The sequence below is a fragment of the Streptococcus sanguinis genome (assembly GCF_019928825.1).
Lineage (GTDB): Bacteria > Bacillota > Bacilli > Lactobacillales > Streptococcaceae > Streptococcus > Streptococcus sanguinis_L.
In genome coordinates, this window is sequence record NZ_JAHZOP010000003.1 from 25,462 (window position 1) to 41,373 (window position 15,912).

18 protein-coding genes and 1 tRNA gene are annotated in these 15,912 nt (G+C 42.3%); all 19 read right to left on the bottom strand.

The features are described 5' to 3' along the window. Positions 1–66: 66 nt before the first annotated feature. Positions 67–282 (bottom strand): capsule biosynthesis transcriptional regulator, encoded by a 216-nt coding sequence (locus K1J09_RS06200; RefSeq protein WP_002893653.1) that lies wholly within the window; start codon positions 280–282, stop codon positions 67–69. Between the two features lie 108 nt (positions 283–390). Further along, entirely contained in the window at positions 391–1,323 is a 933-nt protein-coding gene (locus K1J09_RS06205) for an SPFH domain-containing protein (protein ID WP_002927673.1), read from the bottom strand. A gap of 56 nt (positions 1,324–1,379) precedes the next feature. Continuing rightward, positions 1,380–2,630 carry a threonine ammonia-lyase IlvA gene (gene ilvA / locus K1J09_RS06210; protein WP_002927674.1) on the bottom strand — a complete coding sequence of 417 codons (1,251 nt, stop codon included), beginning with the start codon at positions 2,628–2,630 and terminating at the stop codon, positions 1,380–1,382. A gap of 99 nt (positions 2,631–2,729) precedes the next feature. After that, positions 2,730–3,752 (bottom strand): ketol-acid reductoisomerase, encoded by a 1,023-nt coding sequence (gene ilvC, locus K1J09_RS06215; RefSeq protein ID WP_002905287.1) that lies wholly within the window; start codon positions 3,750–3,752, stop codon positions 2,730–2,732. Positions 3,753–3,816: 64 nt separating this feature from the next. Beyond that, entirely contained in the window at positions 3,817–4,293 is a 477-nt protein-coding gene (ilvN, locus tag K1J09_RS06220) for an acetolactate synthase small subunit (RefSeq protein WP_002898887.1), read from the bottom strand. After that, a complete protein-coding gene (locus K1J09_RS06225) occupies positions 4,286–5,986 on the bottom strand; it encodes an acetolactate synthase large subunit (protein WP_223323520.1) in 1,701 nt (566 codons plus the stop codon). The genes ilvN and K1J09_RS06225 overlap by 8 nt, the downstream gene beginning before the upstream one ends. A gap of 260 nt (positions 5,987–6,246) precedes the next feature. After that, a complete protein-coding gene (locus K1J09_RS06230) occupies positions 6,247–6,846 on the bottom strand; it encodes a response regulator transcription factor (RefSeq protein WP_223323522.1) in 600 nt (199 codons plus the stop codon). Then, on the bottom strand, positions 6,843–7,943 hold the full coding sequence (locus K1J09_RS06235) for a sensor histidine kinase (RefSeq protein ID WP_223323524.1): 1,101 nt from the start codon (positions 7,941–7,943) through the stop codon (positions 6,843–6,845). The genes K1J09_RS06230 and K1J09_RS06235 overlap by 4 nt, the downstream gene beginning before the upstream one ends. Positions 7,944–7,947: 4 nt before the next feature. Further along, positions 7,948–8,682: an ABC transporter permease gene (locus tag K1J09_RS06240; protein ID WP_223323526.1), complete on the bottom strand. Its 735-nt coding sequence runs from the start codon at positions 8,680–8,682 to the stop codon at positions 7,948–7,950. A 10-nt stretch (positions 8,683–8,692) separates the two neighbouring features. Continuing rightward, the gene (locus tag K1J09_RS06245) at positions 8,693–9,568 is read right to left on the bottom strand and encodes an ABC transporter ATP-binding protein (RefSeq protein WP_223323528.1); all 876 of its coding nucleotides are present in this window, start codon (positions 9,566–9,568) and stop codon (positions 8,693–8,695) included. Between the two features lie 418 nt (positions 9,569–9,986). Then, entirely contained in the window at positions 9,987–10,589 is a 603-nt protein-coding gene (locus K1J09_RS06250) for an SP0191 family lipoprotein (RefSeq protein ID WP_223323530.1), read from the bottom strand. Positions 10,590–10,698: 109 nt separating this feature from the next. Continuing rightward, positions 10,699–12,363, bottom strand: coding sequence for a DAK2 domain-containing protein (locus K1J09_RS06255; protein ID WP_223323532.1), 1,665 nt, complete (start codon positions 12,361–12,363; stop codon positions 10,699–10,701). 2 nt (positions 12,364–12,365) lie between these two features. Then, positions 12,366–12,731, bottom strand: coding sequence for an Asp23/Gls24 family envelope stress response protein (locus tag K1J09_RS06260; protein WP_002893676.1), 366 nt, complete (start codon positions 12,729–12,731; stop codon positions 12,366–12,368). Positions 12,732–12,874: 143 nt separating this feature from the next. Beyond that, a complete protein-coding gene (rpmB, locus tag K1J09_RS06265) occupies positions 12,875–13,063 on the bottom strand; it encodes a 50S ribosomal protein L28 (RefSeq protein ID WP_001140948.1) in 189 nt (62 codons plus the stop codon). A 126-nt stretch (positions 13,064–13,189) separates the two neighbouring features. After that, complete coding sequence (locus K1J09_RS06270) at positions 13,190–13,852, bottom strand: LiaF transmembrane domain-containing protein (protein WP_223323534.1); 663 nt, start codon at positions 13,850–13,852, stop codon at positions 13,190–13,192. A gap of 5 nt (positions 13,853–13,857) precedes the next feature. Then, on the bottom strand, positions 13,858–14,304 hold the full coding sequence (locus K1J09_RS06275; RefSeq protein ID WP_049547619.1) for a LytTR family DNA-binding domain-containing protein: 447 nt from the start codon (positions 14,302–14,304) through the stop codon (positions 13,858–13,860). A 190-nt stretch (positions 14,305–14,494) separates the two neighbouring features. After that, positions 14,495–14,567, bottom strand: a tRNA-Thr gene (locus K1J09_RS06280). 50 nt (positions 14,568–14,617) lie between these two features. Beyond that, a complete protein-coding gene (locus tag K1J09_RS06285) occupies positions 14,618–15,076 on the bottom strand; it encodes a GNAT family N-acetyltransferase (RefSeq protein ID WP_049547620.1) in 459 nt (152 codons plus the stop codon). A gap of 50 nt (positions 15,077–15,126) precedes the next feature. Continuing rightward, on the bottom strand, positions 15,127–15,912 hold the full coding sequence (locus K1J09_RS06290) for an ABC transporter permease (protein WP_002920174.1): 786 nt from the start codon (positions 15,910–15,912) through the stop codon (positions 15,127–15,129).

Consider the following 15,912-nt stretch of genomic DNA (forward strand, 5'->3'; position numbering starts at 1 on the left):
ATCTGGAACTAAGTCCAGATTCCTTTTTTTATTTAATGAGCAATATCAGTTGCACGATTTTGAAGTTTAGTCTTCAAATTTTTCATGGTTTTTGTCGTAGAAATCAATCAAGCCAAGAGCTGTTTCAAAAGAGATATTTTTCACTTTTGCACGTCCTTGAGCAAGAGCAATGATAGACATTTCACGTGCGTTTGTTTCTTTACTAATACGGTAACCGGTGATCTTCTTATCACGTACCCAACTAACAACAGACTCTACTTTCTCGAAATTAGATTTAGCCATTTCTTACTCCTCTCTATTCTAGCTACATCAACTACTATAATTGTTTTTATACAGTTTGTCAACTTAAACAAACCAAATTCGAACAAATTAAATAATTCTGAATTTTCTTTACTTAGCTTTGAGGGCTGAAAGTATCTGAGTCCGAATACTTTCGACTCCTTCTGGATTTGCTGGAAGGAAGATGGTATTATTACCCGAACTATCTGCAAAATTATTCAGCGTATCCAGGTACTGGTTGGTCAAAAGAATGGACATAATCTGCTCTTCAGTCAACTCAATATTGGCCCCCTTCAATTCCTTGATAGAGTCTGCCAAACCATCCACAATGGCCTTCCGCTGCTCGGCAATACCAACCCCATGCAGGCGGTCTTTCTCAGCTTCTGCAGAGGCAGCTGTCACAATCTTAATCTTATCTGCTTCAGCCAATTCCTGAGCAGCCACGCGCTTACGCTGCGCCGCATTGATTTCGTTCATAGACTGTTTAACTTCAGCATCAGGTTCAACCTTGGTAATCAAGGTTTTGACAATAATGTAACCATAGGTCGACATTTCTTCAGCTACCTGCTTTTGGACCTCTAGGGCAATTTCGTCCTTCTTTTCAAAGAGCTCATCCAAGGTCAGTTTTGGAACGGAAGAACGAAGGGCATCTTCGATATAGGACTTAATCTGAGCTTCTGGACGCATAAGTTTGTAATAAGCGTCAATCACGTTGTTTTCATTTACACGATACTGGGTCGCAACATTCATGGTTACGAAAACATTATCCTGTGTTTTAGTCTCAACGATAATCTCGCTCTGCAGCAAACGCAGCTGAACGCGAGCCGCTATCTTGTCAATCCCTAAAGGAAGACGGAAATTGATACCGCTACTGCTGGTTTTGTGGTAGCGTCCAAAACGCTCAATGATTGCCACAGATTGCTGACGAACCACATAGACTGCACTAAGCATCAAGAATACAAAGATTATGATCAATATGATAAAGAAAAATGGAATAAAAAACATGTTCAAGCCTCCTTGATTCACTATAGTATATTCTAACATATTTAATTTGCAGTTTCAAACGAAAGCATACAAATTAGGCTAAAATATCTTTATAATTAGACAAGCATATTGTAGAGTGTTTCATTCCCGTTCAGATTGATAAAGGAAGGATCGAACTGCTCAACACGGTTAATCAAAGAAGCATAATCATGCTTATCTGCCAGAGCAATACCAATCAGGACGGGACCCGTTCCCTTACTGGCCCGTTTGATATATTCAAAACGAGTGATGTCGTCATTAGGCCCTAAAATATCATTCACAAACTCACGCAAGGCACCAGGACGCTGCGGGAAGTTAACTACGAAATAGTGCTTAATACCATCATAAATAAGCGCCCGCTCTTCCATCTCTGGCATGCGGTTGATGTCATTATTCCCACCTGAGATAATGCAGCAGATAGTCTTCCCCTTGATAAACTCGCTCAGGACTTCCAAAGCTGCGACACTGGCAGCACCAGCTGGCTCTGCGACAATCCCTTGCTTAGAGTATAGGTCAATGATGGTCTCTGAAATAAGCCCTTCGTCTACACCAATAAGATTTTGAACATTCTTTTGTGTTACTTCATAGGTTGATGCACCGACTTTCTGGACTGCGATACCATCCGCAAATTTATCGATTTCTTTAAGCTTGACTGGACCACCTGCTTCAAAGGCTGCTTTCATACTGCGGGCACCGTTGGCTTCCACACCAATAACTTCAATAGTTGGCTGACTTTCTTTGATATAGGTTGAGACTCCTGATATCAGGCCGCCGCCTCCAACTGGTACCAAAACTGCATCAAAAGTAATAGCTTCTCTCTTGGCCTCATCTAAGATTTCATAGGCTACAGTCCCTTGACCAGCTTGGACATCTTCATTATCAAAAGGATCGATAAAGGTGCGATTTTCAGTCTTAGTATAATCAAGCGCTGCCTTGGCTGAAGCATCAAAGGTATCTCCAACCAATTTAATTTCCACAAATTCACCGCCAAAGAAGCGAACCTGACTAATCTTCTGCTGAGGGGTCGTGATTGGCATAAAAATGGTTGCTGGAATTTTCATTTCCTTACATGTATAGGCCACTCCTTGGGCGTGATTGCCCGCAGAAGCACAGACAACCCCACGCTGGCGCTCCTCTTCGCTAAGTTGAGAAATAGCGTAATAAGCCCCGCGGAGTTTAAAAGAGCGCACCCGCTGCATATTTTCTTTCTTCAGGTAAATTTTAGCCTGGTACTTCTCTGACAAATAGTGATCGTAGTCAAGCGGTGTATTGACAACCACATCTTTTAACACTTTATGAGCATGCGTGATATCTTTTGCTCTGAGCATATTTCTTCCTTCCCTGTTTTTTCAGTTTATTCTCTATCAAGCAAAACAAGGGGCTGGGAATTCGCATTCCAACCCCTAATTTCTTATCTGCTCTTTATCTTAATTATAAATCTTGAAAGCATCGTCGTCGTTTTTACCAACGAATGGCATTGCTTTACGTAATTCTGCACCGACCTTTTCAATCTCCAGATTAGCAGCTTGCTCGCGGTAAGCAGTGAGTTTTGGACGACCAGCCTTGTAGTCATTTACAAAGTCGTTCGCAAATTTACCGTTTTGGATATCAGCCAAGACCGCCTTCATGTTTTCTTTGACTTGCTCAGTAATCACGCGCGGACCAGATACATAGTCACCATATTCGGCTGTATTTGAGATAGATTGACGCATCTTCTTGAAGCCACCTTCATAGATTAAGTCCACAATCAGTTTCATTTCGTGCAGCACTTCAAAGTAAGCCAATTCTGGCGCATAACCTGCTTCAGTCAGAACTTCAAATCCTGCTTCAATCAGGGCAGTCAAGCCACCACAAAGCACAGCTTGTTCACCAAAGAGATCTTCTTCAGTTTCTTCTTTGTAAGTTGTTTCAAGCAAACCAACACGAGCCGCACCAACACCTTTACACCAGTCCATTGCGATGTCTTTTGCATTTCCAGTAGCGTCTTGGTAGACTGCATACAGAGCTGGTACACCAAAACCTTCTTCGAAAGTACGGCGAACCAAGTGACCAGGGCCTTTCGGTGCACACATAAAGACATCTACATCGGCAGGAACTTTGATAAATTCAAAATGGATGTTGAAACCATGAGCAAACCCAACTGCGTTTCCAGCTTCCAAGTTTGGAGCGATTTCTGCTTCATAGAGATCTTGTTGGATTTCATCTGGAGCCAAAATCATGATGACATCAGCTAATTTAGCTGCTTCTGCTACTGTATAAGTATCAAAGCCATCTTCTTTAGCCTTGTCAAATGACTTACCAGGACGAACACCGATAATCACATCGTGGCCTGTATCACGCAAGTTTTGTGCATGCGCATGTCCTTGTGAACCATAACCGATAACGGCGATTTTTTTACCGTCAAGCGCTGCTACTTTAACATCTTTTTCGTATTCCATTGTTACTGCCATAAGTTTTACTCTCTTTTCTATTTTTATTGCCTGTTAGGCGGTTTTAACAAATTAAAGGTTTGATTTAATCTCGGGTAAAGCCTGTCGCTCCAGTCCGAGCAATATTTTTGATACCATACGGGCGAATGACCCGAAGCAGGGCTTCGCTCTTCTCGGCATCACCAGTCATCTGAACGGTAATGGAGCTAGGTGCTACATCTACAACTGTCGCCCGGAAGGGTTGGATAATAGACAGAATCTCTGCCCGCTTATCAGCTGGAGCCGAGACCTTAACCAGAATCACTTCACGCTCCAAGTGAGGACGGTCCGTGATATCTCGAACCCGAATCACATCAATCTGACGATTGAGCTGCTTGATAATCTGCTCAACCTCTGCCAACGAAGCCACATCAATAATGATGGTGATACGGGAGACTTCCGGATTTTCCGTCGTTCCGACTGAGATACTCTCGATATTAACCTGACGTCTGGAAAGGACACCAGTGAAGCGGTTTAGAACACCCGAACGGTTTTGGAGTTTAGCTGTCAACATTCTACGCATGGAACTTCACCCCCAACATCTCATGATTGCTCTTGCCAGCCGGCACCATCGGAAGAACGTGCTCCTTACGAGAAATATCTACCTCGATAAACATTGGTATATCTTCCTTCAGGACTTCCAAATCCTGGACAATGGTCTCCGGATTGTCAAATTTATAAGCTTTAACACCATAGGCCTGAGCCATGAGCTGGAAATCTGGCAAAGTATCAAAGACAGACTCAGAGGTACGACCATCATAGAAAGCCTCCTGCCACTGGCGCACCATACCTAGCGAATGATTATTGAGCATGATGACCTTAATCGGAATCTTATAGATATTGAGAATAGCCATCTCTTGGTTTGTCATCTGATAGCCACCATCTCCGACAAAGAGTACGACTTCCTTATCCGGATTGGCAATCTTAGCCCCAATCGCTGCAGGCACACCGAAGCCCATGGTTCCCAGACCGCCAGATGTTACCAGTTGACGCTCGTTTTTATATGGATAATATTGGGCGGCCCACATTTGGTGCTGACCGACGTCTGTTACAACGATGGCATCACCCTTGGTCAACTCACCTACGCGCTCAATGACAGCCTGAGGCTGTACGACACGTTCTTTCTTATCATATGAGCGGACCCGTTCCTTATCCTGCGTTACTTTTTCAATCCACTTGCTGGTATTGTTATGCACCTGCTCTTCATTCAACAGCATCTGCAGGGCTTTCTTAGCATCCCCTACGATAGGAATGTCTACACTGATAATTTTTCCAATTTCCGCTGGGTCAATATCAATATGTGCTACTTTAGCATTCTTGGCAAAAGTTTTCGGATTACCAGTCAGACGGTCATCAAAGCGGCAGCCGATACTAATCATAAAGTCGGCCTCAGTCATGGCAATATTGGCCGCAAAAGAACCGTGCATTCCACCCATACCTAAGAACAAAGGATGGTCAGTCGCAATGGTTCCCTGACCCAACAAGGTAGTGACTACTGGAATCTGATACCGCTCCGCCAAAGCAACCAGCTCTGCTGCTGCCTCAGCATAACTAATACCACCCCCTGAAAGAAGAACCGGCTTTTTAGCCTTAGAAATCTGCTTGATAATCTTCTTAATCTGCAATTCATTAGGCTCAATAGTCGGCTGATAGCTCGGCAGATGCAACTTGCTGTCATAGATAAAGTCCGTTTCCAGAGCGGAGACATCCTTAGGCAAATCAATAACGACTGGCCCAGGACGACCTGTCGTCGCAATGTGAATAGCTTCTGTAATAATACGCGGAATTTCTGCCGTCTCCCGAACCTGGTAATTGTACTTGGTAATAGGAGTCGTAATCCCAACAATATCCGCTTCCTGAAAAGCATCTTTACCGATTCCGGCCTTGGCTACCTGACCAGTAAAGACTAAAAGGGGTACGCTATCACTCATGGCATCAGCAATACCGGTAATGGCATTAGTAGCTCCTGGACCGCTGGTCACAACCGCAACTCCGATTTTCCCAGTAGACTTAGCATAGCCTTCTGCTTCGTGAACACAGCCTTGCTCATGGCGGCCTAGAATATGACGGATGCCTTCAAAACTATAAATAGCATCATAAAGCGGCAGTACAGCGCCGCCGGGATAGCCAAAAATCGTATCAACACCAAGATTTTTCAAGGTTTCCAAAACAAGCTCTGAACCTGTCTTAGAAGTTTCTAATTTGATTTTCTCCATTCTTCCCCTTTCATTTATTTACAATTTTCTAAAAATTCAAAAAGCTTTCTACTATGATAACATTTTTGAAAAAAATTGCAAGCCGCTAGTTAATTTTTTTCTTGATTTTTTATCTAAATCCGAATGTTTTTCAAACAAAAGATAAAAAGCCAGAACTATATCTTTAGTACTGACCTTTCATTAGAATTATTAGCTCTCAAATGTTCCGTTTATGGGAAAGCTACCGCTCCTCATCTTTTCTACAAAACTGAGCATGCCATCTATAACCAGCCTTTCTCTTGCCCGATTCGGACTGCTTCTGTTCGGTTTTCAGCATCTAGCTTGGTCAAAATAGCAGACATGTAGTTACGAACCGTTCCATTTGACAGGAAGAGTTTTTCTGCAATTTCTTTATTAGACAGACCATCCGCTGCTGCTTGTAGGACTAGCCTCTCCTGGTGAGAGAGAGGGTTCCTTCTGGTCATCAGTACCTCCATCAATTCTGGCGAATATTCCTTTTGCCCATCTAGAACGGTATGGATGGTCTTCATCAAATCCGCAATGCTGCGCTCTTTGAGCACATAAGCATCTACATCAGCCTTAACAGCTCGCTCAAAGTAGCCCGGTCGCTTGAAGGTTGTGACGATTATGACCTTGATGTTTGGTCGATTTGCCTTGACCCATTCGAGAACGTCTAGGCCGGTCTGGTGGGGCATTTCCACGTCTAAAATAGCTACATCAACAGTTTCTGACTTGAGACAGTCAATAGCCTTCTGCCCATCTGCGGCCTGATAGACTTCTTCGACATCTGGCTGCAGCTGCAAGAGCTGAGCTAAGGCATCTCTCAGCATACTTTGATCTTCTGCTAACAAAAGTTTCATGCTTCCTTCCCTCCGTATGGCAATTCAATTCGAATCCATGTTGGATCTTGGCTGCTAAGAATCTCAAGCCTTCCTGACAAGGCAGACAGTCGCTCTCGAATACTATGCAACTCCCGACCAGTCAGCTTTTGAAAACCACAACCATCATCCTGAATGTCTAAAACAAGTTTTTCGTTTTTCTTTACCAAAGAAAAATTGCTCTTTTTAGCCTTGGCATGCTTAATAATATTGGTAGCAGCCTCCAGCACAATCATACTGATTGTTGACTGCTGACTCGGTGGGATACTAGCAACATTGAGCTGGTTATCTATCTCGACCTGAACACCGCTCATCTCCAGCATGGCACGAATGGTCACTAGTTCCTCGTCCAGCGTCCGATTCTTTAGATCATTAATAATCCGCCGAACATCAGCCATTGATTTCTTACTAATTTCTTGCACTTCCTGCAGTTCTTTTGCTGCCTTGTCGTAGGCTTCCATCTGCAAAAACTGCTGAGCCAGCTCCGCTTTAACACTGAGCATGGCAAAGGTGTGTCCTAGACTATCATGTAAGTCTCGACCAATCCGATTGCGCTCATTTTCTGCCAGGAAAAGATTCAGCTGGGCATTTTGCTTGACCTTTTCTTCCTTGATTCGCTCTGTCGTTTGAATCCGATGGAGACCAAAAGTCAAACCATCTGAAAAGAGAAAGGTTACAATAAAGAAGATCAGCTCTGCTGGACCAACATTACCCATCAAATAATTAGTTAGTACAATAGCAGGCTGCAAGGCGATAAAGGTCAAAAAGCGCCAGGATTTAAAAGAAATGTCATCCAGTTCGTAAATGAGCAGATTAGATAGATAAAAAATGTACCAAGTAAACCCTGTATTTAACCAGACAGAACTATAATAAATGTAAGCAATCAAGAGCCACCAAGAAAAAAACTGGATGAGGCGATGGTTACTTAACAAGACCGCATAGTAAGCCACAACAAAAATAGCTGTCCAGAGCAAGACGAAAAGCGGGTATTCCCCGCTAATCACTCCCGCAACTGGAAAGATGATAAAGACCAGCGCAATATGAAACATATAGTGGACTTGTTTAAGTTTTTCCCACATGAATTTATTTTACCTCAATTCGCTTTTTGAGCTGCAGCACAAGAATGCTGACCAAAATCGTATAAATCAGAACAATCAAGGCTGCCTTACCATTAAACTGATGGTGTTCTAGATAAGAAGAAACAACCTGCATCAGTTGATAACTTGGTGTCAACTTACCGATTGGCTGGAGCCATTTTGGAAACATAGTCAGAGGAAACCATAGACCGCCCAGAACAGCCAGTGCCATATAGACGATATTTCCCACAACAGACATGAGCTGAGCACTTGGCAAGAGACTGACCAATACACCCATAGCAATAAAGACCACACTTCCTACCAGAAGGATCAAGGCAATAAGAAGCCAGTCTACCATTGGTAGATTAACCCCGCGAACAAAATGCCCAATCGAGAAGACTACGATGATAGAAAGCATAAAAGTCAACAGCGTACTGCAAAGTTTTGATATATAATATTTTACCATAGAAATCGGTGAGTGCTGAATCATTTTTTGCCAGTTATTATTTTTATCAGACTGCAAAGTGCTTGGAATGCTAAAGAAGGCACTAGACATGATACTAAAAAGAGTCATTGAGAAGAGGTAGCCTTGAAGCACCAGATTAGGCGTATCACTTCCAGACATCATTCCTGAGAAAATCAGGTAAAAAACGCTGGGCAGACCAATAGACAAGAGATAATAAGCAGCCTGCCGTTTCATTAAAATCAACTCAATCTTCATAAGACTTGCCATATTTTTCATGATTACTCTCCTATTCTTGTGTCGTTTCAAAAATACTATCCAAGAGGGTACGGTTACGTACTTCAATCTCTTCGATTGTACAGCCGTGTTCCTGCAGAACCTGCCAGACCTGTCCAGCATCTCTAGTCGCAAAAGATAAAGCCTTTTGCTTGATTTCTAAATCAGTCACATTATCCAGCTTTTCCAGCACAGACTGATAAGTCAGCGGCAAGGTGAAGTGTTTTTCCTGCTCCTCACTGCGCATAGCATAAGGTGTCGTATCCCGAATCAGCTCACCCTTGTGCAGCACCAAAATCCGGTCTGCCGTATGCTCGACTTCTTCGATATAGTGAGAAGAATAAACGATGGTCACTCCCTGCTGCTTGAGCTGATTAACAATTTCCCAGAAATGCTGACGAGTAGAGGTGTCCATAGCAGAAGTCGGTTCGTCCAAGAACAGAATCTTAGGACGGCCAATCAGACTCAGAACAAAAGAGAAGAGACGCTTTTGTCCACCAGACAGCTTGCTGGCCAACTGATTCTTTTGCTTGTCTGTAAATTGCAGCAAGTTATCAATTTCTTGATTGGACAGACTATTTGGATAAATAGCTTGGAAGAAAGTCAAGAGTTCCTTGACCTTCAAATCTTCTACCACTGTATTTTCCTGTGGTAAAATCGCTACCGACTGCTTGAGATGATTGTCAGTTGGTTTGAGCCCCTGAATCGTTGCCTGGCCTGCTGTCAGAAACTTATCACCCAGCAAACAGTCCATGAGAGTCGTTTTCCCAGCTCCGTTGGGACCAATCAAGGCTACACAGTCACCTTGGGAGATTTCAAACGAAATATCCTTTAAAATCTCCTTGCCGCGAATGCTTTTTGAAAGCTTCTTTACTTCAATCAGTTCCATTTTGCTCCTCCTTTGATTTGATAAACCGTATGTGCATCTTTCCTTTATTTTTCCAAAACCGGAAGAAGAACAAAGACCAAATGCCTTTTGAATTCTTACAGCAACCTTTTATCATTTTGTTAACTATATTATAAGACAAAGAAATTTTTCCTACTAGTTGATTTTGTCACCGACTGACATGACAAATGTCACTATTCCGGTTTTTGAACCCAAAACTAGCAAATATTGGAATAATCTGATTATTTCCCTTCTGCATGAAGACCCAAAAAAGCCGGCTCCCTCATTGAGAGGAGCCGACTAGTTGTATGTCTGTTGCAATTTAGATAGAAACTGAACTTAAAGTAACTTAATCTAAAAATTTTTTCAATAAATTAACTACTCAATCTTGTATGACGAGGCTACCAACGCTTTTTAAACTTTAGCTCTGTCCCTCTTCTTTGAGACCGTTGAGCTTCAGACTCAGAATAAACATCTCAGGTGTGCTTTCCTTAATATCCTTAAGACCCAAATCTTGGAAGAAAGAATTCTTTTCCATCTCCTCAATATTGACTTTTTGCAAATCAATTTCAATCAAGGTTTGCAATTTTTTCTCTGCTGTGACTGAATAGTCAATATTAACACCTTCCAGACTCTTAGCCGCTACAAAGTTTGGATCGGACTGGACCCCTTCACGAATGAGAGCTGTCATTTCCTCTGGAGTCAGGGTAGCTGAAGCCGTACTAGCTTCTTCTGGCAAGGAAGTAAGCAATTCCATCCGAAGATTCAAGATCTTTCTGCCCTGATAGGTAATGGTATCTCGATGATGAATGCCCTCAATGTCTCCGACTAAAGTTTTAGAGACGACCTCTGTACTTTCGGAAGAAGAACTGGATGACTCGCTGGAGCTAGAGCTGGTTTTAGTCCGCCTAGAAGAAGCTACTGATTCAGAAGAATGTCTAGGACGATGCTTGCTGAAGTTAGGAAACACACAGCCCGTCAAGAGCACCGAAGCAGAAATAACAAGAATGAAAAATTTTTTCATAGTTCACCTTTTTTACTTTTTATTTGTTACAGTATAACATAATACCAGTTTCTTGTCTAAGTATTTTCTATAAAATGACAAAAGGCAACCTTTCGATTGCCTTTTTATGCTATTCAACACTAAAAATATATGGATAAACCGGCTGACTGCCCTGATGAATTTCTACTTCAACATCCTCGAATTGTTCCATTAAATCTTGAGCAAGACTGCTAGCCAATTCTTCTCTGCCGTCTTCACCGATATAGATAGAGACAATCTCGCTATCTTCATCCAGCATCTTGCTGAACGTTTCTTTCAAAGCTGTCAGCATGTCTGGATTAGAAACAACAATCTTACCATCCACCATACCGAGGTTGTCATTTTCATGAATTTCCAAGCCATCAATGGTCGTATCTCGAACCGCAGTCGTCACGCTGCCACTGACTACTTCTGATAAGGCAGCAGTCATACGTTCTTGATTTCCCTCGATGGTCTTGCTGCCATCAAAAGCTAGGAGACTGGTCAAACCTTGAGGGATTGTGCGAGTCTCAATAACAGCTGCAGGCTGTTCAATCACTTCTGCTGCTGATTGGGCTGCCATGAAGATGTTTTTATTGTTTGGCAAGATAATGATATTACGAGCATTGACTTGCTCCACAGCTTTGATGAAGTCTTCTGTTGATGGGTTCATGGTTTGCCCGCCAGAGATGATATAGTCAACTCCCTGAGCCTTAAAGATTTCAGCCAGACCCTCACCAGCTACTACAGCAATAATCGCAAACTCTTTTTCTTGAGCCGGCTTAGCTGAGCGCTCTTCCTTTTCAACCTGTGCTTCGTGCTGGTTGCGCATATTGTCAACCTTGACCTTGACCAAACTACCGTACTTGAGACCTTCCTGCATAACCAATCCTGGATCTTCAGTATGGACATGGACTTTGACTATTTCATCATCGTTGACTACCAACAAGGAATCCCCCAAATCGTTGAGGTAGTTGCGAAATTCATCATAATCAAAATCTTTTACATAGGTTGGCCCTGTCTTGAGAGCCACCATGATTTCTGTACAGTAGCCGTAAGTGATGTCTTCTGTTGCCACATGGCCAGCTACAGACTTATGATGCTCAGCATTGATCATCTCAGACATGGTCGCAGGTGTCGCCACAAAGTCCTCAGAAGCGATATATTCGCCTGTAAGAGCAGACAAGAAACCTTCGTAGATAAAGACCAGCCCTTGACCGCCAGAGTCCACAACACCGACTTCTTTCAGAACCGGTAGCATATCTGGTGTCTTAGCCAGAGCAGCCTTAGCTCCTTCAAGAGCCGCTTTCATAACTTCTACAGCGTCATTAGTGACTTCAGCTTTCTTCTTGGCACCAATCGCTGCACCGCGGGAAACAGTCAAAATTGTTCCCTCAACCGGCTTCATAACTGCCTTGTAAGCCACTTCTACACCAGACTGAAAGGCCAGTGCTAGATCTTCACCAGTCAGCTCTTCATGCTCTTTCACACTTTGAGAAAAACCGCGGAAAAGCTGGGAAGTGATAACACCTGAGTTACCACGCGCGCCCATCAAAAGACCTTTCGCAAAGATACCTGCCGCTTCGCCAACTGTTGAAGCAGACTTATCTGACACTTCCTTAGCACCATTTTCAATGGTCATGCCCATGTTGGTCCCTGTATCTCCGTCTGGAACTGGGAAGACATTCAAAGAGTTTACATATTCAGCCTGTTTATTTAAGCGAGTAGATGCTGCCTGCACCATTTCTTGGAATAAACTAGTAGTAATATTTGCCACGATTATTCTCCTACGACTTTAATATTTTGGATATAAACATTCACTGCATGGGCAGTAATTCCGAGCTTGTTTTCCAAACTGAATTTAACACGCTCTTGGATGTTTTTGGAAACTTCGCTGATTTTGACTCCATAGCTTAAGACAGTGTAGACATCAACTGCGATATCACCTTCATCAGTCGCTTTCACAACCACACCCTTAGCATAGTTTTCTTTTCCTAAAAGGGCTTGAAAATTATCCTTGATTGCATTTTTGCTGGCCATGCCAACTACACCAAAAATTTCAGTCGCTGCACCTCCGACGATTGTCGCAATAACGTCATCAGTCAGCTCAATTTGACCATCTTTTGTATTAATTTTCACAGTCATAATTTGTACCTCAAAAGTATTTTATAGTTTATTCTACCATATTTTATACAGGGTGTAAAAGAGGAAGGGTCTAAATCAACTGTCTAGGCGGAAATTCCCAAGCAAAAAAAGGACGGAAATTTTCCATCCTTTTTAAATAAAGATTAAACGCGTTCAACTTTACCTGATTTAAGGGCACGAGCTGAAGCCCAAACTTTTTTAGGTTTACCGTCAATCAAAACAGTAACTTTTTGAAGATTTGGTTTAACAGCGCGTTTTGTTTGGTTCATCGCGTGAGAGCGGTTGTTTCCTGATACAGTCTTACGACCAGTAAAGTAACATACTTTAGCCATTATCGTGTTTCCTCCTATTAGATCTAATATTACGGATGTGCTAGCACCACATACCTTCCTATATTACCAAAAAACTTGACGTTTGACAAGTACATTTGTCCAAACTTTCGAAATTAATCCGTTTTCCTAAACATAGCTAATCTTCAAAGAACCAAAAGCCACGTTGCCTTTGACATAGAGAGTTTTTCTCTTTTCATTGACATTGCGAGGATTGTAGACAGAGCCAAAGGCATTATCTACATCCAGCTCTACACGCCAGTCACTGGGCACATAAAGCATCACACTGCCAAAAGATAGATCCACTTCAAAAGTTGCTGAGTCCCCTTCGATAGTCGCATTATCAAAATAAACCGATGCACTGCCAAAAGCACAGTCTAACTTTTCATAGGTGAAGTTATCTGAGTTGATATAGCGCGTGCCGCTGCCAAAAGCAATATCATCTTTTGAGGAAGAAGAAGCAGCCGAGAAGATACCCCCCTTAAAAATGCGCTGGGGCTTGAAAATCATATTGAGACCAATACAAGCCAGAATACCACCCAAAACCAAGGTTCCTGTTGAAATAGCTAAAAAGTGGTAGACGGCATTGGCAATAATCAGCGCAATAACTGCCATGATAAGCCCAGTGCCAAAGTCTCTTTCTAAGAAATTTTCCAAGGCGAAATAGGCAAACATTGCAACTACTAGCATGGGCCAAATATTAAAATTGAAGGCAGGAATCCCAAAATTCCCCTGCAGCAAGACCCAAGCTGCCAAGACTAAAAAGCCGATTCCAAAAATTGTTTTTTTCATGATAATTACCTCACTTCACTTAACTTTTCTTTTACTAACTGATAATAATGCCTAGACACATGCACCTGCTTATGGGTATTGTAAAACTGGACGGTGCTCGTTCCTGAAAAGGACTTGTCCAAAGCATAGATAGCCTTGATATTGGCAATGGTGGACTTAGAAATCCGACAGAAATAGCGGGGCAGAATCTCTTCTAACTCATAGAGCTTTAGTTTGACCTCATAAGCATCATTGCGAGCATGGGCAAAAATCTTGCTGCCATCCGTCTCGAAAAAGAGAATGTCCGCTAAATCAAGAAAGTACTCACTGCTTTCCTTATAGAAAAGAATGGATGGAGTCGCCGTTTTTTCTAGAGCTTCCTGGATGCGCTGAATCCGCTCATCCAGCCGCGAAACTTTTATCACCATTTCTGTTTCATCCAAACTCTGATCTAATTCAATCCGAATGTTCATACGCTCTCCTTTCCATCTGCTTATCTTTATTATAACAAGAAACTCCCGAGAAACAAGGCCTTTTCAGTAAGTGGTTAAATTTGACCAGTAAGTGGTTTATAAGAGATGATAGAAAGTATATTTACCCCAGACAACAAAAATTTCTAGCATAAGCAAAGAAAAAAGAAGCCTTTAAGCTTCCAAATTAAGATGCCGATTGCAGGGATCGAACCTGTGACCTACGCGTTACGAGTGCGTTGCTCTACCAACTGAGCTAAATCGGCGCCTTTCCCCTTTATTCTAGCATCTTGAGTTTTTTTGTCAAGCGAAAATTTCACAACTTTTTAACCCAAATCAAACAAGGGTTGCTTTTATCCCAAAGCTCAGGAAAGATTTCTAACTTTTTAAAGCCCCGAGCCTGATAGAAAGCGTTAGTCCTGTCGTAAGTAGGATAATGACCTGGTGCTACCGTTTTTACCTGCAGATAGGATGCTTTTTGACGAGCAGATTTTTCTAAAACTTCTAGAAGTTGACTGCCAATTCCCGCTCTATGATAGAATTTTTTAACAGCTAGGCAGTCAATCTCAGCACAATCTTCACTAGAGTATGATAAGCTTACAAAGCCAGCCAAATCACTCTCCTGATAGGCAGCCCAAACTTGCAAATCCTTGGCTCCTTCAATGTAAGCTCGTGTACTTTCAGGTATTCCAAACCATTCTGGTAGATCCTTCAAAACTTCGCTAACCACTATCATCTTTTGTTTTTCTTCCTTCACTTCTTCAATTACTATCATCTGAAAATCCTTTCTTGATTTAAGCTTTAGGACTAAACATATGTTCTATCTTACGAACCCGCACTCTCGTAGGCGTCTAAGCCTCTGTCCCATAGTTTCAAAGAAATGACAAAGAAGATAAGAGAAGTCAGAATCAAACCACCGATATTAAAGAGTCCATTCTTGTCCTGCAAGAAATAGCTAGCTGGATAGTAGGCCGTAAAGGCGAAAGGCACGATAAAACTAATCAACCAACGGATAAGCGAATGGTAAATCGAAATCGGATACTTGGCAAAATCATTGAACATATAGAAAATGTAAATCATGGCGCCTGACTGCTTGGTCCAAAAAGCGATACTGGCTGTCGCGATTTTCAAAGAAGTATAAATCAAGGTCGCAAAAGGAATACAAACTAGGAAAAGCAAAAATTTAGGAAAGGTCCAGCTAATACTGGTGACCGTTGTCGCCAGAAGGATTCCACCGACCAAGAGTTCGCCCAAGGCATCAATCTGAAAGGTCTCAACTAAGATGTGAAAGAGAGGATTGATAGGACGAGTCAGGTATTTGTCAAACTCTCCTTTTCGCACCAAGCGTTGCCCCAGTGCCCAGAGATTGTCAAAAAAGAGATGGTCCAATCCCTTGGGAATCAAGGAAAAGCCATAGATAAAGGCAATTTCTTGAAAGGTCCAGCCCTCCAAGGAAGGGATGTGTTGAAAGAGTACATTGAGAAACAAGAGGTTCAAGCCTTGGGTCAGAAAGACTCCCAGCACACCAACTACAAAATCAACCTTGTATTCCATGATTTGCTTGATGTATTGTCTGATAAAAATCAGATGCATGCGCTGATATTTTTTCAT